Here is a 26,107-nt window from a genome sequence, read left to right on the forward strand (position 1 = left end):
TAGATTGCTTACATGGAAAGCCAGCCAAAAAAAATCCTAATCTGCGAAGACCATCAAATTGTTATTGATGGGCTACTTTCTATATTTAAAAATCAACCTGATTATCATGTAATAGGTTATATTAATGATGGTAATACAGTAATTTCAACTATTGAAAAATATGTACCTGATGCTATTTTATTAGACCTTAACCTTCCTAATAAAAATGGGGTTGATATTTTGAAAGATATAAAACTAACACACCCAAAAATTAAGGTAATTATACTTACTATGTATAATACCGAAAGTATTATCAAAAAAGTAAAACAGCTAAATGCAAACGGGTTTTTACTTAAAAATTGCTCTTCTGAAGATTTATTTAATGCATTAGACGCTGTTTTTGAAAATAATACGTTTTACAAAGGTAAAGGTGTAAAAAATGAGGTAACAGAGACAGATGGGTTTCTTCAAAAAATTAATATTACCAGAAGGGAGAAAGAAATAATAGCCGAATTGATGGAAGGGCTTAATGTTCCTGAAATTGCTGAAAAGCTTTTTATCAGTTCCCATACCGTTGAAACTCACAAGAAGAATATTTTCAAGAAACTAAATATTCATAATTCTATAGATCTTGTAAAACTTGTAAATGAGAAAAAGTTATTATCATAACTGTGTTACTCTTTTTTTTATTTTAGGCTTAAGCTTATGCTTGAATTTAAAAGCGCAGGTAGATACTTTGTTTATTGACTCTAACTTTTCTTCAATTAACCTTAAACCTTTCTCAAAAATTAGCAAAAATAACCTTGAGAGAAATGATGAGAGAGATTATTATTACTTCAGCTTTAACAACATCTTTAATACTATTGATTTTACTTTAAAAAATGAGCTAAGCTCCCCTAAAACTATCCTGTTACAACTTTCTTATGTGTATATACAAGAAATTGTGCTCTGCAAATATGAACACAATATGCTTGTTCCTAAAGCAACCACAGGGATTGATTATAAACTAGCTACAAAACCCATTAAACATAGGCTATTTACATTACCTATTAAGTTAAACCCAAAGGAAACCGCATCGTATCAACTCAAGTTAAAAAAAGAAAAGGGCAAGCCTTTAGTTACGTCTGTATATTTAAAAAGTGAACAAACATTTGCAAAAGACAACACTATTCAACAGATTATTGTTGGTGCTTATTTTGGGGTTAGCCTCCTTTCTGTTATTTTTAGTTTATTCATTTTTTCTTTTTTAAGAAAGAGTACTTACTTAATCTATGCCGCCTATATTATTTTCTTAGGCTTATTTATTAGTGCGTACATTGGTGTGTTTTCTCAAATTTTTCTCAGCGAAAATACTACTGTAAACAAATACACCAACTATGTGGTTTTTAGTGAAATTTCATTAATTCTTTTTGCGCTATTCTCTCAAAAAATACTTGAAGCTAAAACTTATACGCCTAAGCTTAAAAAAAGTATTGAAGTCCTTTTAGGCATTGTTATCATTATAAGATTAGCCATACATTTTGTATTTACACATGTTTTTGAGAATGCTGTTGCCTTGTTTATGAAGATATGGTATGCATTTTTTATCTTTTTAATTTGCATTATAATAGTGCAAATAGCCATTTACTACAGAAAAAACAATAAGCGTACCTCTCTTTTTGCTTTAGCTTATATTTTTATGATTTTGGGAACAATGGCCAGTATTTTATACCATAGTTATGGCATAGTAAATACTTATTTTTACGATTTACCGCTTTTATTTTATACTTCGTTTTTAGAAATTTTATTCTTAACTTTTACCGTAGTATTTATGGTTAAGGATATTTATGACGAACGTAATACACTCTCTGAAAAAATAGTGTTACAAGAGAAAGAAAGCCTAACAGCATTTATAAAAGGCGAAGATCAAGAACGCAAACGTATTGGTAAAGAACTTCATGACAATATAGGTAGTCAATTAAGTTATTTAAAGCGGTTTGTTTCAGATACATTTAAAGATGAAAAAGTTACCGAAACCATTGATACTATATGTAACGACGTTAGAGATTTATCTCATGAAATTTCTCCTTCAGATTTAACAATGGTGGGGTTTAAAGATAGTGTAGAAGATTTAGCAAAAACACTATCTAGCCAAACGTCACTGAAGATAAATTTTAATAGTTATCAATTCCCTAAAACATTAGATGACAGTATTGTAACACCTTTATATCGAGTAGTTCAAGAAACATTTAATAACATCATAAAGCACGCTAATGCAACACATGTAGACGTACAACTTATGGGGCTTGAAGATGGATTTACCATTTCAATTGAAGATGACGGTAATGGGTTTGATGTTTTAAACACTAAAAATGGGCTTGGCATTAAAAATATGCAATCTAGGGTTCATCAGATAGGAGGCACATTCGCTCTAGATAGTATTCCAAATAAAGGCACATCTATTCTTATTTCAATACCAAAATAATTTAAAATCTACCAGAATTCTGGTATTGTATTCTACCCCTTAATTAATCTACTTTTAAAAATATCTTTTTAAATGCTTATATCTCAAAAGAATAATGCTATTAATCGATGTTCTCGTAACCAACCACCGAGATGTATGTTTTAAATTGATTAGGCACATATCTTGTGTTTAGAGGTTTCAGCTTTAGGTTGAAACCTCTTTTGTTTAAAAGCATAGCATGAAAATCTACCTGAACTCTGGTATTGTGCTCTAACAGCCTTTCAAGGTAATTTTACCCATAATCAATTTAAAACAATCATTATGAAAACAAAACACACTTTAACCCTACTCGCGTGTATTATTTTGTATTCCTGTTATTTTGTTGGTTTTTCTCAGCAAAATTCAAATTATAGGTACACTAAAAACCAAGAGGCAGCAGCAAACTTAATTAGTGCATTCAATACCATGCACAAAACACAGAATATAGTTAACTGGAAAGACACAAAACCTTGTAAAGTAAAAGACTTAATGGGTAAAGCCCCCACCTCAATTATAGCCATAGATACCAGTAATATTGCTTTTGCCATAAATGGCATATACAGCACCATACAACCTCCTATTACTTCGGAAACTTTTGATAAAGGCATGTTTAACACTTTAGAAGATAAAGCGCTAAACGCCATTAACAATAGTAAAAACTTCGCCGATTTCGTACATGGTTTTACGGGCAAAGATATAGGAGGCATTAAAGGGGAACGTACATCAAGTAGCGGTATGGTTTACAAGGATATCGATGAAATAAGATCCTATTATAAATCCTTAAAAAAATTCTTAAATGGTTTAGAGTTTACACCCAAACATGACAATAATTTGAATGGTAATTGCAGAACTGAAGCTACTTCTGACGTAAAAATTATAAAATTTAACTACCCAAAAATCACATGGGAAATTAGCACCTACGTAACGGTAAATTGTATTTGTAACAATGGTTTAGACCCTACAGAAATAAAAAGCGGTAGTTATGAATATACCGCAACACTAAACGGTATTTTTACACACGCAAAAATGACGTTTGACCAACCTAAAGACTCTAAAATTACCATTCATTCACTGGAATGTTGTGCTATAAAAGAAGAGTCTATTTCATCTGAACCATTAACAGATAATATTGATGACTTAATGCCAGAACAATATATAGGTGGAGGCGTAGGTATTGGTGCCCAACAAGATTTTGAAGAAATATCATACTGCGTATCTGCTGAATATTTAAAAAAATTAACCAACGGTAGTAATGAAAGTGCTTGGTACGTAGGTGCTGAAGCTGGTTATTCTGGTTGGTCTTTTAACGATTCTAAATCTAATAGAATTAAAATTGGACCCAAACTACAATATCATACTGCAGTTACCCCAAGCAAACAAACCCAACTCGTAGTAGGTCTAATGGGGAACTATAATTTTGGAACAAACGACAATGGTTTTTCCAAAGACGATGTTACAGGAATAGTAGGCTGCGCTTATGGTGGAGTAAACATCAGAGTATGTGAAAATTGGTCTTTGTTTGGTCAGTTTCCAGTTTTCATTTACGAAAGCACCACGTTTAAATCAGAAGCTGGAGGCGAGTTTAAAACCGACGGAACAAGTTTACTACTCAACAAGGATAATCCTCTTAAATTAGGTGTGAGATATAAGTTTTAGTTTAATTTTTATTCTTAAGCAAAAAGGTTTCTCTGTTTTAGAGAAGCCTTTTTCGTTAAATCTACCTGAGCTCTGGTATTGTGCTCCGATAGTACTTAAGTTAGTTTTATTCCATCAATTTAAAACTACATGTTATGATTACTAAATTATTTTTAGGAACCTTTCTATTTCTTTGTTTTCAAATAAACGCACAAAATAATAACTGGTACCAATATGCAAGACCACTATCAATAAACCAAATGGTAAAAGGGCCTAACGGAAATTATCATTATGCTACTAATATTGGTTACCAAAAGCTCGACAATAACTTTAACACTATTGAAGTAAAGAATTTAACTACTCAAAAAACAGCTATTGGGAACTGTTTTTCTATTGCCGTAAATCCGAATAATGGAAATAGTTTTGCTTTAGGTGAAAATGATCGTGTTATTATTTTTACCAATGGCGTAGAAACTAATCAAGTTAGTGTAAATGCTGTAAACCCCTTTACAGGACCCAATCTATATTACAATAACAATAATGTGTTATATATTTTTAATGAAAATGATTCTAACAATGAGTCTTATTCAATTTTTGAAAACGGTACACTTACTGAAGTGGCTACTCCCGGTATAAGACCCAAGGATATGATAGAAAACAACGCAGGCACAAAACTTTTTATTGCAGATACAAATAATGGACTATGGGAATATACAAAAGCGACTGATACATGGGTAAATTATACAAAGGATAACTCTAACCTATTAAGTAATTTTATAAATGATTTGTTTGTTGATACTAATGACAATCTTCTTGTAGGCTCATACGAAGGCATCAATAAAATAGAACCTAATGGTACTATTACATCATGTACACCACCTAGCTTTTCTCCTGTTTTTGAGCTTGATGTCCATCCTAACTCAGGAGAAATTGTAGCAAGAACTTCACAACCAAATAGTGCCAATACTTTTGGATTCTATACCGTAAACTTTAACACCTGCACATGGCAAAATTTTACAAATGATGGCAACAGCTGTATACAAGAAAATATGTTTAAAACGGTTCAGTTTTCATCCACACCTTCCGATAGTAAAATTGTAGCAAGCGGTGCTCAGTTATCTGCTGAGAATACATATGTTTTTGATCCTTCAAACCCAACGAACTCTTGTGACTATATTGATTTTAACTATATGGGAGCACCTCTGCGAGTGGATATAAACTATGTAACAGATATGAATGTACGTAAAACATCAGATGGTAAATATGATATTGGTGCTTGTAATGGAAGCGATACACTGTTCTATTTTTCTATAACACCAGAAACATTTGATGGAACTTTCTCTCCTGCTACATCAGTAACATTACCACAACCAGCATTCTCAATATTAAGTGATAATGGTTTTTTTATTGTTGATTCAAATGAAAGCTTCTCATTTATTGATGAGAATGATAATAACACATCTTTTAACCATAATTTATCAAATCATTTAGTTATTAGTTCTAAAAAAACAGCTTTGGAGGATTCAGATGATGGCATCATTAATATCCTTACCAAGGCCTTTGATGCTGCTTTTAATTATCGTGTGTATAAAACGCAGTGCGATACTAATACTGGAAACTGCTCTGTCTTAGAAGAAATTTTTACTAACGATAGAGATCTTACTAAAAATATAATTTTTGGCGCAAATGAAGACCCTGCAACAAACAAAATAGATGTAGTTGCAGTAAAAACAGATGCCTCTGGAGCATTAAAACGAACTAATGAAAGTTGGGAATCTAACCAACCAGCCGTAAGTAACTGGGATAGAATACATGATGTCTTTCCCCGTTTTGATCCTGTAGTTTTTAGTTTTGTCTTAGATGATTTAATAAATATTGCTTCATTTTTTGCACCAGCCCAAGAAGATGTTGTAAACCTAGTTGAAGATGCTAATGATGGCAATACCAAAACTACAAGTATAACAACAGATACTAATAACGATAATACCAACGAAGATGTAAAGGTAGTAACAGAATTGATCCTTACAGATGATGAAGCAACAAAATTTATTGGAGCAATTCTAATAGGTTTAGAACAATTTAATACTTCTGCACCACATACTTTTTACAGTAAATATGTTTATCTTAAAAATATTGATCCAGTAACAAAAAACTTATTACCGGAAGAAAGAGATATAACAGATGTGTCTTGGGATACGAAAGACCAACCTAAAGATTTAATCATCAAAAAAGCTAAAGCTATACAGTATGATGCCAATCATGCTTTAATGGTTTTCCTTACCAACTATGGAATCTTATTAAAAACTGATTTAAACATATCAAATTTAACTCTAAATGTAAATGACGTTTCATTTAACGAAAAACATATTACTCTTTATCCTAATCCATCAAAAGGGTTTGTTTCATTTTCGGATAAAACAGTACAAAAAATAAGTGTTTATGACACAAACGGGAGACAAGTTTTAGAATCTAAAAGCAACTCAATCTCAGTAAAAAACATATCAAAAGGTATGTATATAGTTAAGGGTACAACATCAGAAAATGTAACTATTACAAGAAAATTGATAAAAAATTAAAAGAAGCTATTAATCAATGTTTTTCAAGCTACCATTCAAGATGTATGTTTTAAATTGATGAAATATCTAATCTTGATAAAGAGAGGTTTCAATTTTTATTGAGACCTCTTTGTTTTTTTAATACCTACTATCATCCATTTCCATTTAAAATCTACCTGAACTCTGGTATTGCTTCTAAATACAGTTTCAAGCTAATTTTAGCCATAATCAATTTAAAACCATTCATTATGAAAACCAAACACCCTAATTTCGTTTGTGCTGTATTGCTTTTACTCTTTACCAGCACCATGTTTTCGCAAGAAAATATTTTTAAAGCAATTCTAGATAATACACAGGATACATTTTCTGTTGCATCTTATGAAGAAACAAATTTAGAAACCCAATCCAATGAACTCTTTGGCATTACAGACGAGTTTAGAGACTCCTATGCCATAGAAGACCAAAAACCAGAAGAGGTAGTTGCTATTTTTGCTAGAACTTTATTAGCTCTTGGTGCTGGCTTTGGGTTTGGAAGTGATGACACACTATGGTGTCTTCATGCAGCTTATTATCTAAGGGCAGCAATGTTTGCGAATTCAGCACTCTATGTTTCCATAGGTGCATTATATAGTGGGCTAAGTGGAAATACTTTTAATAGGTCTTTATTAGAAATACAATTTAGAGCACTTATGTTTACACCCATTACGCGTTATAAACAAGTTAACTTTATGTATGGGCTTATGCTTGCCTATGCTTTTGGAGCAGATAAATTTGATTCAGGAGGCCAAACAGACTTCACAAGATTAACCCTAGCTTTAGTTGTAGGATTCCAAATTATTTTAACCTCCCAACTTTCATTAATGTTACAAACCAACATGTTAGCACATATAAGAAATACATTTAAACCAGAAAGTGGTGGAGAGTTTAAAGATAATAGTACTTGGGGACTTGTTAATAAGAATAATATTTTCGGAATTTCTCTAGTATGGGCATTAGCCAACAGAAGGTAAATTGCAATTAAAAACGTCTCAAAGGCTATACTTTGTTTAAGCAAAGTGTAGCCTTTTTATTTTTTTCATTCTTTTTGAATAAATTCTTAATATTCTTCAACGGTATTTAGCATTACCACAAAATTTTTATTGATAATTTCTTGTTAATTGCAAAACACCTTTTTTTTGGCAAAAATTTTTAGCTTCAAAAATGTTAATAAATTATTTTGTACATTACCTCTCTAGCTTAGTCTATTAAAAGATAAATGGCTAAAAACCGCAAAAACACTATATTTTAATCATTTGATATTGATGTGCCTAAATTTAAAAAAGCCAAAGATTGTTATTAACAATTTCGCATTTTTAGAGGCGCAGTTTGTTATATCTCAAATGATTACAAGGTTCTAAAATCGATTTAATAATTTTTAAAATAATAACCTTAAAGACAAGTAAGGTGTTTACTAAAGTCGTTTTTTTGAAGTAAATTTTTACTAAAAATTGACAATTATATTTATATGAAAGCACTTTTTTATACCAGAGAATTTCCACCTTATGTTTATGGTGGTGCCGGAGTACATGTTGAATATTTAGCCGATGAGTTATCAAAACTCATGGATTTAGATGTAAGGTGCTTTGGTGATCAAAATTCCAAAGAAGGTAATTTAAGTGTAAAAGGTTTTCCTTTTGAAGATGGGGTTTTTAAAAGTTCTGATGACAAATTAAAATCTGTTTTTAAAACATTAGCAACAGGATTACACATGAATGCTGATGCCATAGATGCCGATGTTGTACATTGTCATACTTGGTATGCACATTTTGCAGGTATTGTTTCAAAATTGTGTTACGGTACACCATTAGTGATAACAACGCATTCTCTAGAACCTTTACGCCCTTGGAAACGTGAACAATTAGGTAGAGGTTACGATGCTTCTTCTTGGGTTGAAAAAACAGCTATTGAAATGGCTGATGCTTTAATTGCCGTTTCCGAAGAAACTAAAGAAGATGTCATAAAACATTTTAACGTTGATGAAAATAAAGTTAAAGTGATTTATAATGGGATTAACCTACAGCAGTATGTGCAAACATCAAAAACCTCAACACTAGATGAGTATGGAATAGATAAAACAAAACCTTATGTTCTTTTTGTTGGTAGAATTACGAGGCAAAAAGGTATTATTCACTTAGTTAATGCCATTAAATATATTGATCCTAATACGCAAATAGTACTATGTGCAGGTGCTCCTGATACAAAAGAGATTGGTAAAGAAATGGAGGATGCTGTTAATGCCGTTAAAAAAAATAGAAGCAATGTAATTTGGATTGATAAAATGGTTACCAAACCAGAAATAATTCAGTTGTATTCCCATGCTGATGTGTTTTGTTGTCCATCAATTTATGAACCTTTTGGCATTATAAATATAGAGGCTATGGCATGTAATACAGCCGTAGTTGCTAGTGCCGTTGGTGGTATTAAAGAAGTTGTTGTAGATGGCGAAACTGGTATTTTAGTGCCTTTAGAACAGCAAACAGAAGCTCCTTTTGAGCCTATTAATCCTGATAAATTTGCCAGAGACTTAGCAAATGGTATTAATAAAGTTATTGACGATAAAGACTTGAGAGAAGCTATGGCAAAAAAAGGAAGAAAGCGTGTAGAAGATTATTTCGATTGGGTAGCTATAGCAAAACAGGTAGAAGATTTATATAAATCTTTAATTTAACAACAAAACTAAAATAACTAGATATGATAAATAACAAAGTATTATCCATCATTTTAGGGGGCGGACAAGGGTCAAGACTATACCCTTTAACTAAAGATAGATCTAAACCCGCAGTACCTATCGCTGGAAAGTATCGCTTAGTAGATATTCCTATTTCAAACTGTATTAATGCGGATATTAAACGCATGTATGTATTAACGCAGTTTAACTCTGCCTCATTAAACCGCCATATCAAAAATACATACCATTTTAGTTTTTTTAGTAGTGCTTTTGTTGATGTTTTAGCAGCAGAACAAACCCCACAAAATAAAACGTGGTTTCAAGGTACAGCCGATGCGGTTAGACAAAGTATGCATCACTTTTTAAGACATGACTTTGAGTATTTTTTAATACTATCAGGCGACCAACTATACCAGATGGATTATGAAGAGATGATTAATGCACATGAAGAAAGCGGTGCTGAAATATCTATCGCTACTATCCCTGTAACAGCAAAAGATGCTACAGAATTTGGTATTTTAAAGTCAGATGATCAAAACATAATTACTTCATTCATAGAAAAACCAGCATCTGATTTACTACCAGACTGGACTTCTGAAGTTAGTAAAGACATGAAAAGTCAAGGACGTAATTATTTAGCTTCAATGGGCATCTATATTTTTAACAGAGACTTATTAACTAAGTTAATGGAGAATCCTGATACCAACGATTTTGGGAAAGAAATTATTCCTAATGCAATTGAAAAGCACAAAACATTAAGTTATCAATATGAAGGATATTGGACAGATATTGGAAATATAGATTCTTTCTTTGAAGCTAATATTGGACTTACAAAAGACTTACCTGAATTTGATTTATACGATAGAAAGAAGAGAATTTACACCAGAGCAAGAATGCTACCTACAACAAAGTTGGCAGGAACTATGGTAGAAAAATCTGTAATAGCCGAAGGATGTATTATTAGTGCTGCAAAAATTGAGAACTCTGTAATTGGTATAAGGTCTAGAATAGGAGACGAATCTACCGTAATAAACACCTATATGATGGGTTGTGATACTTATGAAAACCTAATTGAAATAGATCGAGATAAAATTGAAATTTTAATGGGTATTGGCGAGCGCTGTTTTATAAAAAATACCATAATTGATAAAAATTGCCGTATCGGAGATGATGTTAGAATTAATGGAGGTTCTCACTTAGAGGAGATTGAAACCGACACTTATATGGTAAAACAAGGCATTGTAGTCATTAAAAAAGGTGCTGTTATACCTAAAGGAACCGTTATATAAATCTTAACTTTTATTTTTTCTTATTAAAAAACACATGAAAAATCAAAGACGTGTAGTTGTTGATTATGTTTCTCCAAGTGTAAATGGCGGAGAATTTTATATAAAACGAATTGTTAATGAAGTTGTAAATGTAAGAGCACATATTCTTGCAGATGGTCATGATGTTTTGGGAGCATCAGTATGCTATAAACATGAAAATGGAAAAAAATGGAATGAAGCCCGTATGTCTCTCGATTTTAACAATGAGTGGCAAGCATCATTTTTTGTTGAAAAGCAAGGATATTACACTTATAAAGTTGAAGCTTGGGTAGATTATACTTTAAACTGGAGGCATGGTATTATTAGAAAAATTGATGATGGTCAATATGTGATTTCAGAACTTTTAGAAGGCGCAGATTATATTGAAGCCGTTATAAAAAAAGTGTCATCAAAAGTAGATAAAGCTTATCTCGAACATTTACAAAACCTATTTAAAGATGAAAGTAAATATGATGAAGCCGTAAAAGAAGCAACCTCAGAAAGGCTTTATCAAATATTCTATAATAACCCCATCAAACTTTTGGAAAACACCTCTACAGATTTCCAAATTTATGTTGATCGAAAAAAAGCAAGGTTCAGTACATGGTATGAGTTCTTTCCAAGATCTGCTTCAGAAAAAGAAGGAGTACATGGAACCTTTAAGGATTGTGAACGCCTTTTACCTCGTATTAAAAATATGGGATTCGATGTAGTATACCTGCCTCCTATACATCCCATTGGAGAAGTAAACAGAAAAGGCAAAAACAATACTACTGAAGCTAAAGAAGGAGATGTAGGCTCTACTTGGGGCGTTGGTTCCAAGTATGGTGGACATAAAGCCATACATCCGCAATTAGGAAACTTAGAAGACTTTAAAGCTTTAGTAAAAAAGGCAAAAGAGCAAGGTTTAGAAATTGCCATGGACTATGCTTTACAAGCAGCTCCAGATCACCCATGGGTAAAAGCACACCCAAAATGGTTTAAATGGCGTCCTGACGGAACGGTGCAATATGCCGAAAACCCGCCGAAAAAATACCAAGATATTTTACCTATTTATTGGGAAAGTGAAGAATATGAAGCGCTATGGCAAGAGTGTTTAGATATTCTACTACATTGGATAGATTGCGGTATAGAAATTTTTAGAGTAGATAACCCACACACCAAACCCTTTTATTTCTGGAATTGGATAATTACCAAAGTAAAAGAAAAACACCCTAATGTTATTTTCTTAGCAGAAGCCTTTACTGCGCCTAAAGTGATGCAACAATTAGCTAAACAGGGTTACACGCAATCTTATACATACTTTACATGGCGAAATAATAAACATGAACTCATTGATTATGTTGAAGAGTTAACAAAAACAGAACTTAAAGAATATATGCAACCTAATTTCTGGCCTAACACACCAGATATTAATCCATTTCATCTACAAGGTACCGGAGACTCTAAACACATGCAACGCTATGCCCTAGCGGCCACACTAAGTTCTTGCATTGGTATTTATGGACCTGTATTCGAATATATGTTATCAGACTCCTTACTTGGAAAAGAAGAGTATTTAAACTCTGAAAAATTTCAAATAACACATTACGATTGGACAATTCAAAATAAATTAACCACTGTTATTGCAAAAATAAATTTCGTAAGGCATCATAATGAAGCACTTCAACAAACCAATAATATCAAATTCTGTTATGTTGAAAATGATAATTTAATAGCCTTTTACAAGTGGAATGAAGCTAAAACAAATCATATCCTAGTTGTTATAAGTTTAGATCATCATAATTCTCAACAAGGCACTATACAAATGCCTCTATATGAACTTGGCGTTCATGAAGGACATCTTATGGAAATGCATGATTTAATTACAGATAATCGTTACAATTGGCATAACGAATGGAATTTTGTGGAACTGCATCCGGCATTACCTTTTCACATATTTCAAATTAATAAATAGCGTAAATAGAAACACCTATAAAACTATTATAAACAACCAATCAAAACATGGCACACGTTAAACCGCATAGTTTATTTACAGAATTCGATATCAACTTATTTAAAGCAGGAAAACATTTCAGGCTTTATGAAAAATTTGGTTCGCATATTGTTACCGTTGATGGAATTGAAGGAACATACTTTGCTGTTTGGGCTCCAAGCGCAAAACAAGTTTCTGTAATTGGAGATTTTAACTATTGGATGGAAGGCGAACATCAACTAAATGTGCGTTGGGATTCTAGTGGTATTTGGGAAGGGTTTATACCAATGGTAGGTAAAGGTGCTATTTACAAATATAAAATTCAGAGCCATCATAATGATGTAAAGACTGAAAAGGCAGATCCTTATGCAAGACGCAGTGAACACCCTCCTAAAACAGCATCCATTGTTTGGGATGATACCTATAAGTGGAAGGATAATAAATGGATGAAAAAGCGTAAAAAAAACAATGCTACAGATGCGCCTTACTCTGTTTATGAAGTGCACTTAGGCTCTTGGAAAAAGAATGTGGAAGAAAACAGATTCATGTCTTATTTTGAACTTGCCGATGAGCTGGTAAGCTATGTTAAAGAAATGAATTTTACACATGTAGAATTAATGCCTATAATGGAGTACCCTTACGATCCGTCTTGGGGGTATCAAATAACAGGATATTTTGCTCCCACATCACGCTATGGTTATCCAGAAGAATTTAAATATTTAGTGGATAAACTACACCAAAACGATATAGGGATAATACTCGATTGGGTACCATCGCACTTCCCAGAAGATGCTCATGGCTTAGGCTTTTTTGATGGCACCCACTTATATGAACATCCTGATAGACGAAAAGGATATCATCAAGATTGGAAAAGCTTAATTTTTAATTACGAACGTAATGAAGTGCGTTCATTTTTGATAAGTAATGCCATTTTTTGGTTAGACCAATACCATGCTGACGGATTGCGTGTTGATGCAGTAGCTTCAATGCTGTTTTTAGACTATTCCAGAGAAGATGGTGAATGGGAACCTAATATTTATGGCGGACGTGAAAACCTAGCTGTTATAGACTTCTTAAAACAATTAAATGAAGAAGTATACGCATCTTTCCCAGGTGTGCAAACCATTGCAGAAGAATCTACTGCATTTCCAATGGTGTCTAAACCAACATTTTCAGGAGGCTTAGGTTTTGGGATGAAGTGGATGATGGGGTGGATGCACGATACTTTAGAATATTTTAAGAAAGACCCTGTATACAGAAAATACCATCATAACGAGATAACCTTCAGTTTAGCTTACGCATTTACAGAGAACTTTATGTTGCCCTTATCTCATGATGAAGTGGTTTACGGCAAAAATTCTATTTTAGGTAGAATGCCAGGAGATGAGTGGCAGCGTTTTGCAAACTTAAGATTGCTATACGGTTATATGTTTACCCACCCAGGAACCAAATTACTATTTATGGGTGGAGAGTTTGGACAGTACAACGAATGGGATTTTCAAGGTAGCTTAGATTGGAATTTATTAGAGTTTAAACCCCATCAAGATTTACAAAACTATTTTAAACATTTAAACGGGTTGTATAAATCTACACCTGCACTATATGAAAAAGGGTTTGATCATGAAGGTTTTGAATGGATAAGCTATGACGATCACGAAAATTGTGTGATATCTTATATCCGAAAGGGTTATAATAACGATGAAAATGTAGCTGTAGTCTGTAACTTAACGCCATCGGTTCATAAAAACTATAAGATTGGTGTTAACTCTAAAGGAAAGCTTAAGGAAATTTTTAACAGTGATGCCAAAGCATTTGGAGGTAGTGGTGTTGTTAATACAAAACAAATTACTATTAAAAAAACGGAGTGGAATGGTAAGCCTTATTCTGCAGAAATTACTTTACCGCCACTAGCAATAACTGTTTTTAAATTTAAAGTTTAATATTTTTAAAACAAAACTTAGTTATACCATAAACAGAAATTATAACTAAGTTTTGTTGATTATTCTCACAAAAAGGCGGTTACGCTTTTAATTTTCTTTTTTTTCTAAAAAACTTCTATCTATTTAGTCTCTTGTTTACCTAATTTATCGCATAAAAATATATGCGTTTCACCCACAATTAATAATTCTCTAAATTTTTATCTATTTATTTAGGTTTTGTTGCCTTTTTTAATGATTTTTTTACTGAAAAGAAACTTCGTAAACACCTAAAATTTAGTACTTTCGTTGATTAATTTTAATACCAATCACATGATATTAAATACTGAATTAGAATATAAAGGAAACTTGTTTCCTTCCAAAATAGTCAAATACGAAAAAAACCTTAATGTTCTCTCATTTACTGCTGATAATGGTGTTGTTTTAGAAGTTACTGTACGACGTGACAGTATTTTACGATTTCGATTTACTACTACTGGAATCTTCGAAAATGATTTCTCTTACGCTATTACAAAATACGCGAGTAGAGGTTATAACCATCTAGAGGTTACAGAAGATGACGATAGTTATATCATTACAACTTCAAAATTAATTTGTAAAATTTCAAAAACAGACCTTAGAGCCTCAATTTTTGATGCAAAAGACAATACTTTAATTTGTGAAGACGAGCTTGGTTTCCATTGGGAAGAAAGTTATGAGTTTGGTGGCGATGTAGTAAAAATGTCTAAAACATCACAACCAGGAGAAAGCTTTTATGGTTTAGGAGATAAACCCGTAGATAACAACCTTAAAGGAAAACGGTTTGAAAACTGGGTAACAGATTCTTATGCTTACGGTAGAGAAACAGACCCTATATACAAAGCAATTCCTTTTTACACGGCGTTACATCACACAAAAGCTTACGGCATATTTTTCGATAATACGTTTAGAACATTTTTTGATTTCTGTCATGAACGCAGGAATATTACAAGTTTTTGGGCTCATGGAGGAGAAATGAATTACTATTTCATTTACGGTCCAGAAATGTCTGAAGTTGTTGCTAACTATACAGATTTAACAGGAAAACCCCATGAAATGCCTGCTTTATGGGCTTTGGGTTATCATCAATGTAAATGGAGTTACTATCCAGAATCTAATGTAAAAGAAATTACTGCAAAGTTTAGGGAATTACAAATTCCATGTGATGCCATATACTTAGACATCGATTACATGGAAGGCTTTAGATGTTTTACTTGGAGTAAGGAATATTTTCCAGATCCTAAACGCATGGTAAAAGAACTGGCTGACGATGGTTTTAAAACTATTGTGATTATAGATCCTGGGATTAAAATAGATATGGATTACTCAGTGTTTAAAGAAGGGTTAGAAAACGATTATTTCTGTAAGCGTGCTGATGGTCCTTACATGAAAGGAAAAGTATGGCCTGGTGAGTGTTATTTCCCTGATTTCACAAAACCAGAAGTAAGAGAATGGTGGTCAGATTTGTTTAAGGAACTTATCGAAGATATAGGCGTAAAAGGTGTATGGAATGACATGAATGAGCCTGCTGTAATGGATGTTCCTGGAAAAACATTTCCTAACGATGTAAGACATGATTATGACGGCAACCCCTGTAGCCATAGAAAAGCACACAATGTTTACGGTATGCAAATGGCACGTGCTACGTATCAGGGTTTGAAAAAGTTCTCATATCCTAAACGCCCATTTGTAATTACTAGAGCTGCGTATTCAGGAACACAACGTTATACCTCAAGCTGGACAGGAGACAATATAGCCACTTGGGATCATTTAAATATAGCAAACTTACAAGCACAACGCATGGCAATGTCTGGATTCTCATTCGTAGGATCTGATATTGGTGGATTTGCTGAACAACCTAATGGAGAGCTGTATGCGCGTTGGATTCAATTAGGTATTTTCCATCCATTCTGTAGAACACATTCCTCTGGAGACCATGGAGATCAAGAACCTTGGGCTTTTGGAGATACTATTACCAATGTGGTTAGGAAGTTTATTGAAATACGTTATCAATTATTACCTTATCTATATACTGCGTTCTGGCGATATGCTGAAGAAGGTATACCTATTTTAAAATCGCTAGTACTTTACGATCAAGAAGACCCACAAACACATTACAGGAATGATGAGTTTGTATTTGGAGAAAAGATTTTAGTATGTCCAGTTAACGGTCCTAACCAAAAAGGAAGACGTATGTATATACCAAGAGGTAAATGGTATAATTTCTGGACTGATGAGGTAGTTTCTGGAGGTCAAGAAGTTTGGGTAGATGCAGACTTAGATAGTATGCCAATTTTTGTAAAAGAAGGAGCTATTATTCCAAAATACCCGATACAACAATATGTTGGAGAAAAAACTATTGATGAACTTTTATTAGATGTTTACTACACAGAAGGTAAAGAAGAATCTATGGTTTATGAGGATGCTAACGATGGTTACGATTACATAAAAGGCAGATATAGCTTACGTAGCTTCAGGTTACTTGGAAAAAAGAAAGAACTGATTATCCAACAACATAAAACTGGTAAATTCATGACCACCTACAAAACCTTTAAATTGAACTTACACGGTGTACCATTTAAGATTAAAAAAGTTCAAGTGGATAATGAAGATATTCCATTAAAGGATTTAAAAATAAATGGAGACAATACATTAACACTTAAAAAGGAGTTTACCGAGTTACATATTGTTGGGTAAACAATAATCTTGAACTAAAAAACAAAAGCCTCCCAATTGGAGGCTTTTTTATTAAAAAATGTATTTTGTTTATTTTTTAGCCTTAGCAGCAACAGTTTTACTATCAATTGATTTGCCCAAATACACAAATTTGTAACCCTCACCAACGTTCTCAATCGCTTTATTATGTGAGGATATTACTTCAAGTATACCTTTTTTATCTTTTACAAGAAGAGGTATCATATCTTCCTGTGCTTTAGTTATCTCTATGAGTTCTTCATAATGCGCTCTGCTGTTAATATCTGTTTCATGTATTTCTGGGAATTTTCGGGACACCTCGGTTAAAGAGCTAAAATCATCTGTTGGAGAAAATAAGGCTTCTTTTGGTATACTGTCTGGATCATCAATTTCATCACTAGTAATCAATCTAAAGTAACCACTCTCCCCAAACTGGTCTCTAAAACGGTTTATGGCGTAATTGTTTATGTCTTTACTACCTGTTAGTGCCATTAAAAACCCTACATCACTAAGCTCTATATTGTTGTTTAATTCTTCAGAATAAATATCAGTATTAATGGCGTCTAAGCCTTGTTCTTGTGCTATTTGTATATTGGTTTGGTTACTGTCTATAAGCACTACATGCCTACCATTATTTTCTAAATAGTCACCAATAAGTCTGGCAAACGGAGATGCTCCAACTATTAAAATACCTTCAGAGCGCTTAAGGAACACACCAACTATTTTAGCAAAAAAACGTGCTGTGGTTGCATTAAGTAATACCGTTCCAAGAACAATCATAAATACTAAAGGGGTAATATATTCAGCCCCATTAACGCCCTGCTTTATAAGCTTACTTCCAAATAAAGAAGCAATACCTGCCGCAACAATACCGCGGGGTCCTACCCAACTTATAAATAGTTTTTCATTAAATTTTAGCTTAGAGCCTTGAGTACTTGCAAAAACAGCTAATGGCCTTATTAAAAACACCACTAAGCCAAATAAAGCTGCTGTTTTCCATGTGTAAAGCAAGCGCATATCTTCTATATTGATATTGGCTGCTAGAAGGATAAATAAAATTGAAATAAGCAGTACACTTAATGATTCTTTAAAATATAAAAGCTCTTTAATGCTTTCTAATTTTCCGTTACCTAACACCATACCCATTACTACCACTGCTAGTAGGCCAGATTCGTGTGCAAATATTTCAGATTCTACAAAAACCAAAAGCACTGTAGATAACGATACAACATTTAATAAATAATGTGGAATTAATTTTTTATTTACTGCAAAGGCCAAAGCATGGGCAAACGTAAAACCAAACGTTGTACCAAAAAGCAAAATTTTTCCAAACTCTATAAGTGCTGTTTTAGTAAAACCACTATCTCCTCCTACGCTAATAAACTCAAAAACTAAAACCGCTACTAAAGCACCAATAGGATCTATTAAAATACCTTCCCATTTTAAAACAGTAGAAATGTCTTTTTTAAGAGGAATATTTCTAAGAATAGGTGTAATTACTGTTGGTCCAGTAACTATAATTAGAGCAGAAAATAATAAGGATAGCTCCCAACTTAAGTTAAAAATAAAGTAGGCTAAAGCACCTGCACCAAAAAACGTTATTGCAGAACCAAGAGTAATTAATTTTGTGATTACAGGTCCAACATTTCGTATTTCAGATCGTTTAAGTGTTAACCCACCTTCAAAAAGGATAATACTAATAGCCAAAGACACAAAATAATATAGTCCTTCTCCTGGAAATAAGCCCTTTTCTCCGTTCCAAACAGGTTCTATCCATTTGCTCCCATCTTCACTTAAAAACTCAGAGGCTATAGGTCCTACCAAAAGACCAATTAAAATTAAGGGTAAAATTGCTGGAATTTTTAGCTTCCATGCTACCCATTGCGCCAAAATTCCAAGAATAATAATACCAGCTAGTTCTAGCATATATGCATTTTTAATTTAAAAACACTAATTTAAGTAAAATGAACAGATTTTAATGGTATTTATATTTTGGGCTCAAAATTAATTTTGACTATATATTTTAAAAAGGCTAAAATTTATATTCGTTTTAGTTTATTCTTTTTTATAAAAAACTCAATTAGAGTAATAAGTAAAACGCTTAATCCAAAAAGAGGAAATATAATACCAAGTAATATTATGATTATAATCACACCATAACCCACTTTAAATTTAGCAGGAACTTTTGGAGTGCCCCACTTTCCAGTAGGCTTTCTCTTTAAGTATGAAATCAAAGCTGCTATAGCAACAAAGGCCAACAAAATAGCCACAAATAGCATAACAACAAAATTCCATATTCCAAACTGTCCTTGGTGGAATGCCATAAACCACATGCGGCCTCGCATTAATATACCAACATCTTTCCATTCGTGTTTAAATATTTGTTTACCCGAATATTGATCAAAATAAAAACGCTTTTGAGTGTCTAAATCAAACGATTCGTTGTAAACAATGTATACGCCTTTTGGGCTTACAGGCAAGCCTATGTTAAGCTTACCGCTTAAACCCATCTTTTTTGCTTGAGCTACTATTTCATCTAAAGGAATTGCTTCTCCGTTTATTTCAGATTCTAAGCCTCGCCCACTCCATGTTTTTGGAAATCCTGTATTTGTAACTTTTTGTACCCATTTAAAACCATCGCCAAATACATCTGTCCATGGCATTCCCCCTGCAAGAGTCATCAATAATAAAACAGAAACCCAAAACCCTAAAATAGTATGTAAATCTCTAAAAAGAATACGTTTTCCTTGTTTGTATCTAATTGAAAAAAAGGCTTTTAAACCTTGTTTTTTATTAGGCCAAAACACATAAATACCTGTAATAATTAATACAAACATCCAGCTGGCTACTAACTCAACTATTTTAGTGCCAAATCCACCTAATAGTAATTCTCCATGCAACTTTCTTACAACATACATGTTTGAATCTTTCGGGCTGATTTTTCCAGAAATTTGAGCTGTATTAGGGTTTATAAAAACGCTTTTTTTATGGCTAAATCTCCCAGATACAAATTCTGTTGCTTGGTTTCTTTCTACTGGAATTACCATTGCATTTAATGGTTTAGATGAAGAAGATTTAGCAATTTCCCATTGCTTTTGATATGATATGGGGTTGCCATTATCATTTATATACTTAATGTGCTCTTGTTTTGGTGCTTCGTAATTATCTTTAAAGAGGTAGACTCCTCCTGTAATTGCTAGTAAAATAACAAATGGCAATGATACAAGCCCTGCAATAAAATGCCATTTCCACAACCACTGATTCAATTTTTTATGCTTCATTTTCTTCAGTAAATGAAATTGTTTATGTTAACGATCAGAGAAAAGCCAAAAGGCTTTCCTCTGATTTATAGTTAAAAATTATATTTTAACCCTAAATGAAAAGCTCTAGGGTTACCAATAGTATAGCTATTCTCTCCCCTAAACCTATTATAACTCGCTCTAGCTGCATACAAATCATTAAAAATATTAAGTGCATGTGCCCAAATTTCAAAATGACTAAACTTATAAGAGACAAGCGCGTTAAAAATATTATGACCATCATAAGTTGACGTGCTAAAAGTGCCGTCATCATTATCAACTTGCCCCTCAAAACTGGTGTTGTATTTTCCAATTAATTCATGGGTTGCACTTAATGTTAAGCCTTTAATTTTATTTGGTTTGTATATAATTCTTGATGTGCCTAAAAGCTTTGGAGCCGTTTCTCTATCAGTATCAGAGTAATCTACCCCTCTATCAAAAAACTCAATGTACCTATGTTTAGCAAAACTTCCGTTATGACTAATTGTAAGTTCTTTTAACGGTGTGTATGTAATACCATATTCTATTCCGTAAGACCTCGTTTTTCCTGCATTAGCGTTAAAAAACTCATCATTTTCATCTCTTAAGGTAATGAGTGTGTCTTTACCTTCTAATACATAAATAGCGGCATCAACTTTCAATTTATTTTGAATATTAAAATATGTACCAACCTCGAAATTATCATAATTACTTGGTTTTAAATCAAAAACTTCTTCTCCCACACCAACAAAGCTATTTCTATATAGTGTTGATGTTTGTGGAGGAGTAAATCCGTTAGAATAGTTAGCATAAAACCCAAGGTTTCTATTCATATTAAAGTTAGCTCCAAATTTTGGAGAAATATTATCATACGTGTTTTTAGAATCGCTTGGTCCTGCAATACCATCAACTAGATTGTTGTAATCGTATTTAAAACCATCGTAACGTAACGCCACTGTTAACTTTAGCTTTTTAATTGGATTTATTTCATATTGAAAATAACCTGCGTAATTAAAAATATCAGCATCATAGTTTAATATAAAATCACCAGAATTTATTGTAAAATCTGTATTTCTACCACTATCAGTATCAACAATAACAGACAACCTTTCTGCGATATAACGCTGTGGAGAGAAATCGGCTGAAGCACCTACTATTAGAGATGAATTCGCAAAATCAAAATCTATTTTGTGTTGAATTAATCCCACATAACTTGTAAATGTATTACTGTTTATTTCACCACTACCAAAGCCTGTTAATTGACCTTGATTTCTAAACTGCCTAATTCGATATGATGGGTTTTGTGCCATCTCATTCTTTCTAAAAATAAAATTGAATGTTGTTTTATTTTTAACATTCCAGCGCTTTTCCAAACTACTTCTAAAACGAAAAGCCAAGGCTTCTCGTTCTGTAAAAGTTTGATCGCTTTCATAATTTCCTCCTGAATAATCAGATTCACTTAAAGACCCTGACATATCAGACCTATAATCGATTATATCAAAAACATTAGTCCAATCTGTAGTTGAAGATAAATGACTCACTGTCTTAAATGTTACAGCAAACTTTTCATAATCACTATGCTCTACTGGTCCATCTGCTCGTTGAATATACTGTGCGCCAAGATATAAACCTGTATTTTCTCCAGCATATTGAGATAGTTCAATATCATAACGCGTTAACCCCATATCATTTGTTTGATATCCAAAACCTCCTGTGAAATTTCTAGTTGGGTTTTTAGTTAAAAAATTGAAGCTTCCACCTATGGCTTCACTTCCGTAAATACTTGATGCAGGTCCTTTTAACACTTCTACACGATCAAAAGCTACATCGTTCATTTCTAAAAGTGCATTATGGTTAAATACAGCTGTTGGGCGAATAGGTAAACCATCTTCTACATACAAAAACAAAGATCTTGTTGATATAGGAGAACGTACCGCCATAAAATGTTGCTCGTTACCTGCTGCCCTAGAAGTAGACATAATTACCCCAGGAACATCATTTACCAATTGATCGATACCCAATGCCTTAGTGTCCTCAATGTCCTTTGATGTTATTACAGAAATAGATGCAGGAACTTCTTTTCTTTTTTGTAATTCCCTACTAGCAGAAATAACTACTTCGTCTAAAACCTCATCGCTTTCTCTTAAAACTATAATATTCAAGCCTTCTGAAAGTGATTTTTCTACTGTTTTATGACCAATGAACTGAACTATCACAGTAGTGTTTTCTTTAAGTAAAATTGAAAAGTTTCCATTGTCATCAGAAACTACAGCATTGTTTAAATTATATTTTGATTGTATGGTTGCTTGGGCCAGGGGGATGCTGTCTTGATCTACAACTTTTCCCATATATTTTTTTTGCGCAAACGCACAAAAACTTGCTAACAATAAAGCAAGCATTATTATTTGTTTCATTTAATAAATTTTAATGTAATGTATTATAGGTTGCTTATAGAAAACCTCTAAAAGAACCATATATGTAATCTTAAAATGTATTAAACTACTTTTGGAGGAGGGTCTAAATTATCCTTATATAAGGAGTTAAATGCTTTTGTATAATTCCAATTATTTAAAATAAAATAATTGTTGTTGTAAGTAGTACAATTAAGTTCCAACTTTTGAAAGTAAACAGGTATAAAAGCTTCATAAAACGAGTTAAAACTTAATGCATCTTCTTTAGTATCTACATTTGATACTAAAGAAAGTTGATTAGCTAAATGACACTTACCATTACATTGCAAACTAGGTTTTTCTTTATTTACACAATACGTTTCAATAATATAGTCAATATTAAGCTCAAAATAAGCCACATAACTTATATTATACAATGGTCTAAAAGCTAAAGTAAATAGTAATATGTAAGAGAAAAGAGTTTTCAACTAAAACCTCACTAATTTTATTATGCACGCAAAGGTATAATTAATCGATTTTATTTTAGTCTTAATTTACTCTTAATATCATGTAAGATTTTAGTCTTATTTTGTAAATTCGTTCGCTATGACTTTATACCCCATAAATTCAGGAAATTTTAAGTTAGACGGAGGTGCCATGTTTGGTGTGGTGCCAAAATCGTTATGGAGCAGAACCAATCCTGCTGATGAAAAAAACATGATTGATCTTTGCGCAAGATGTTTGTTAATTGAAGATGGTAATAAGCTCATTTTAATTGACACGGGTATGGGAAACAAACAATCAGAGAAGTTTTTTGGATACTATTACATGTGGGGTAATGATAGCATTGACACCTCTTTAAAGAAGCATGGCTTCCATAGAGACGATATAACCGATGTGTTTTTAACACATTTACATTTTGATCATTGTGGTGGTGCAATTCAATGGAATAAGGATAGAACTGGTTATGAATCTGCATTTAAAAACGCTTACTTTTGGAGTAATAAGAATCATTGGGAATGGGCAACGAATCCAAACGCCCGAGAAAAAGCCTCTTTTTTAAAGGAAAATATTTTACCTATTGAACAAAGCGGCAGATTAAAATTTATTGATGTACCAGATAGTGATTTACTTCAAAACTCTGATTTAGGTTTTGATGTTTTTTTTGCAGATGGACATACAGATAAACAAATGATACCTATAATACATTATAAAGGCAAAACTATTTGTTTTATGGCAGACTTACTACCAACCGCTGGCCATACACCTTTACCTTATGTTATGGGTTACGATATGCGCCCTTTACAAACTTTAAATGAAAAAGAGAAGTTTTTAAATATGGCAGCAGATAATAGTTTTTATTTGTTTTTAGAACATGATGCGCATAACGAAATTGTAACTGTTAAGCATTCTGATAAGGGTGTGCGATTAGAAAATATTTTATCTGCCACAGAAGTTTTTAATTAAAAATAAAGTAATTCAAATTATATAATGAAAGTAATTAAACAATTAACGCTTGCCGTAATATTTTCCACACTAGTGTACGGGTGTGGAAGTACAGGAACAATTCTATTAACTCCGGAAGAAAATATTGATACAATACCGTTAAAGGTTTCTGATTTAACTGAAGCAGAAAAACAAAACTGGGGGCATTTGGATTTATTAGTGGATACGATTCCTGGGATGAGTGTTGATAAAGCTTATACTGAAATCATCAAACACAAAAAGGGTAAAAAAGTAATTGTTGCTGTAATAGATTCTGGGATTGATATTGACCATGAAGATTTAGATGCAAATATTTGGACCAATAAAGATGAAAAGCCAGGAAATGGTAAAGATGATGATAACAATGGCTACATTGATGACGTTCATGGATGGAACTTTCTAGGAGAAGGTTATAATGAGCAATTAGAATATGTTAGAATTTTAGCAAGTGGAAATACAAGCCATCCCGACTACGCATCAGCAAAAGCTGAATACGAAAAGGAATATGCTAAATGGACAGAGCGTAAAACACAATATGAGCAAATATACCAGCAAGTTAAAAATGCTGATGAAGCGTTAACAAAGCATCTTGGTAAAAAAGACTATACCCAAAAAGAAGTTGCTGGAATAAAAACAGAAGATCAAGCATTAATGCAAGCAAAACAGGTTGCTCAATTTATGTATAGCAATGATGTTGATTCTATGGCTGATGCTGTAAGCGAAATTGCAGAAGCTCTAGAAAGCATTAATGAGCGCCTAAATTATAACTTAAATAAAAATTTTAAAGGTAGAGTTAATGGAGATGACCCTGAAAATATGTCTAATAAATTCTATGGAAATGGCAACGTAAAACCAGTTAAAAAATCAGAGAGTCATGGGACACACGTAGCAGGTATTATAGCTGCAGAGCGCAACAATGGTAAAGGCGCAAATGGTGTAGCTAATAATGTTGAGATTATGAGTATTAGAACTGTACCAAACGGAGATGAATACGATAAAGATGTTGCGCTAGCTATTCGTTACGCTGTTGACAATGGGGCTTCTATAATAAACGGTAGTTTTGGAAAAAGCTTTTCCCCACATAGTGATTGGGTAAGAGACGCTATTGCTTACGCTTCTAAAAATGATGTGGTTTTTGTACACGCTGCTGGAAATGATAGTAAAAATGTTGATGTAGAACCTAACTTTCCAGATGATAATGTAAACGGACAAGAAATTTCAGATACTTATATAAGAGTTGGTGCTTTAGCTCCTAAATATGGCTCTGGACTATTAGCTGGTTTTTCCAACTATGGTATAAAAAATGTTGATGTTTTTGCACCAGGCGCAGAAGTATATTCTACTACGCCAGAAAATGAATATGATACAAAAGGAGGTACTTCTATGGCTGCTCCTGCAGTTGCTGGTGTAGCTGCCTTAATACGCTCTTATTACCCTAGTTTATCTGCTGCACAGGTAAAGAAAATCATTATGGATTCTGGTTTGGATATAAAAACAAAAGTTATTGTTGGTGGTGACTCTGGAAATATTAAACCTTTTGTTGATGTTGTTAAGTCTGGTAAAATTGTGAACGCTTATAATGCTTTAATTATGGCATCAAAAGTAGCTAATAACTAAATTTATAAAACCATTTAAGTTGCTTTTAAACATGTTTTAAAGCAACTT

16 protein-coding genes are annotated in these 26,107 nt (G+C 32.8%); 12 read left to right on the forward strand and 4 right to left on the reverse strand.

Translation table 11 applies throughout. The features are described from left to right. The first annotated feature begins 12 nt into the window (after positions 1-12). The 10 genes from EYD46_RS08420 to EYD46_RS08465 all read left to right on the forward strand — a co-directional run bounded on the left by EYD46_RS08420 (position 13) and on the right by EYD46_RS08465 (position 17,292). The gene (locus tag EYD46_RS08420) at positions 13-648 is read left to right on the forward strand and encodes a response regulator (protein WP_130936631.1); all 636 of its coding nucleotides are present in this window, start codon (positions 13-15) and stop codon (positions 646-648) included. Next, positions 626-2,443, forward strand: a complete 1,818-nt coding sequence (locus tag EYD46_RS08425) for a 7TM diverse intracellular signaling domain-containing protein (RefSeq protein WP_130936632.1) — start codon at positions 626-628, stop codon at positions 2,441-2,443. The genes EYD46_RS08420 and EYD46_RS08425 overlap by 23 nt, the downstream gene beginning before the upstream one ends. A 300-nt stretch (positions 2,444-2,743) precedes the next feature. Continuing rightward, positions 2,744-4,117 carry a hypothetical protein gene (locus tag EYD46_RS08430; protein ID WP_130936633.1) on the forward strand — a complete coding sequence of 458 codons (1,374 nt, stop codon included), beginning with the start codon at positions 2,744-2,746 and terminating at the stop codon, positions 4,115-4,117. A gap of 134 nt (positions 4,118-4,251) precedes the next feature. Next, positions 4,252-6,672 carry a T9SS type A sorting domain-containing protein gene (locus EYD46_RS08435; protein ID WP_130936634.1) on the forward strand — a complete coding sequence of 807 codons (2,421 nt, stop codon included), beginning with the start codon at positions 4,252-4,254 and terminating at the stop codon, positions 6,670-6,672. Positions 6,673-6,899: 227 nt separating this feature from the next. Beyond that, on the forward strand, positions 6,900-7,661 hold the full coding sequence (locus tag EYD46_RS08440) for a hypothetical protein (RefSeq protein WP_130936635.1): 762 nt from the start codon (positions 6,900-6,902) through the stop codon (positions 7,659-7,661). Between the two features lie 494 nt (positions 7,662-8,155). Beyond that, on the forward strand, positions 8,156-9,358 hold the full coding sequence (glgA, locus tag EYD46_RS08445; protein ID WP_130936636.1) for a glycogen synthase: 1,203 nt from the start codon (positions 8,156-8,158) through the stop codon (positions 9,356-9,358). Between the two features lie 23 nt (positions 9,359-9,381). Then, complete coding sequence (locus EYD46_RS08450; protein WP_130936637.1) at positions 9,382-10,647, forward strand: glucose-1-phosphate adenylyltransferase; 1,266 nt, start codon at positions 9,382-9,384, stop codon at positions 10,645-10,647. Between the two features lie 34 nt (positions 10,648-10,681). Then, entirely contained in the window at positions 10,682-12,622 is a 1,941-nt protein-coding gene (locus EYD46_RS08455) for an alpha-1,4-glucan--maltose-1-phosphate maltosyltransferase (protein ID WP_130936638.1), read from the forward strand. 47 nt (positions 12,623-12,669) lie between these two features. Further along, positions 12,670-14,580 (forward strand): 1,4-alpha-glucan branching protein GlgB, encoded by a 1,911-nt coding sequence (gene glgB / locus EYD46_RS08460; RefSeq protein WP_130936639.1) that lies wholly within the window; start codon positions 12,670-12,672, stop codon positions 14,578-14,580. Between the two features lie 309 nt (positions 14,581-14,889). Then, entirely contained in the window at positions 14,890-17,292 is a 2,403-nt protein-coding gene (locus tag EYD46_RS08465; RefSeq protein WP_130936640.1) for a glycoside hydrolase family 31 protein, read from the forward strand. 69 nt (positions 17,293-17,361) lie between these two features. On the opposite strand, the gene EYD46_RS08470 is transcribed toward EYD46_RS08465, so the two are convergent. The 4 genes from EYD46_RS08470 to EYD46_RS08485 all read right to left on the reverse strand — a co-directional run bounded on the left by EYD46_RS08470 (position 17,362) and on the right by EYD46_RS08485 (position 23,445). Next, entirely contained in the window at positions 17,362-19,215 is a 1,854-nt protein-coding gene (locus EYD46_RS08470; protein WP_130936641.1) for a cation:proton antiporter, read from the reverse strand. A 113-nt stretch (positions 19,216-19,328) separates the two neighbouring features. Next, complete coding sequence (locus EYD46_RS08475) at positions 19,329-20,570, reverse strand: PepSY-associated TM helix domain-containing protein (protein ID WP_130936642.1); 1,242 nt, start codon at positions 20,568-20,570, stop codon at positions 19,329-19,331. A gap of 71 nt (positions 20,571-20,641) precedes the next feature. Then, a complete protein-coding gene (locus EYD46_RS08480; protein ID WP_130936643.1) occupies positions 20,642-22,981 on the reverse strand; it encodes a TonB-dependent receptor in 2,340 nt (779 codons plus the stop codon). 80 nt (positions 22,982-23,061) lie between these two features. After that, positions 23,062-23,445 carry a hypothetical protein gene (locus EYD46_RS08485; RefSeq protein ID WP_130936644.1) on the reverse strand — a complete coding sequence of 128 codons (384 nt, stop codon included), beginning with the start codon at positions 23,443-23,445 and terminating at the stop codon, positions 23,062-23,064. A gap of 118 nt (positions 23,446-23,563) precedes the next feature. Here EYD46_RS08485 and EYD46_RS08490 point away from each other — a divergent pair, with 118 nt between their 5' ends. Together EYD46_RS08490 and EYD46_RS08495 are read left to right on the forward strand one after the other, a co-directional pair. After that, positions 23,564-24,424 carry an MBL fold metallo-hydrolase gene (locus EYD46_RS08490; RefSeq protein WP_130936645.1) on the forward strand — a complete coding sequence of 287 codons (861 nt, stop codon included), beginning with the start codon at positions 23,564-23,566 and terminating at the stop codon, positions 24,422-24,424. Between the two features lie 24 nt (positions 24,425-24,448). Further along, the gene (locus tag EYD46_RS08495) at positions 24,449-26,059 is read left to right on the forward strand and encodes a S8 family peptidase (RefSeq protein ID WP_130936646.1); all 1,611 of its coding nucleotides are present in this window, start codon (positions 24,449-24,451) and stop codon (positions 26,057-26,059) included. The last annotated feature ends 48 nt before the right edge of the window (positions 26,060-26,107 follow it).

This window comes from Hyunsoonleella pacifica (assembly GCF_004310335.1).
Taxonomy (GTDB): domain Bacteria; phylum Bacteroidota; class Bacteroidia; order Flavobacteriales; family Flavobacteriaceae; genus Jejuia; species Jejuia pacifica.